The 266-nt window shown below is 50.4% G+C and carries 1 pseudogene; it reads left to right on the top strand.

What is annotated here, in order from left to right:
- Positions 1-77: 77 nt before the first annotated feature.
- A pseudogene (locus LK536_RS58765) lies at positions 78-266 on the top strand (MATE family efflux transporter); the annotation flags it as partial.

Genomic DNA, 266 nt, shown 5'->3' with positions numbered 1-266 from the left:
GGAGGACGATAAACTGCGCAGCTTTTAACTGCGCAGTTTTATGATAAGAGTTCAGTTAATCTTAAGTAGAGACAATCATGGCTGCGGTAAACATGACAGAGGGAAATATAACAAATCATCTGGTCCGCTATTCGGTTCCGCTTAGCCTGGGCAATCTGTTCCAGCTCACGTACAATGCAGTGGACTCCATCATAGCGGGCCGTTGCATAGGGAAGCAGGCCCTGGCAGCGGAAGGCACTGCCAGCCCGGTCAGGAACATTGGCATC

Origin of the sequence: Clostridium pacaense, from assembly GCF_020709765.2 — a bacterium.
GTDB lineage: Bacteria > Bacillota > Clostridia > Lachnospirales > Lachnospiraceae > Enterocloster > Enterocloster hominis.
The sequence above is the reverse complement of the archived record's forward strand: the minus strand, read 5'-3'. Positions and strand labels throughout refer to the sequence as shown.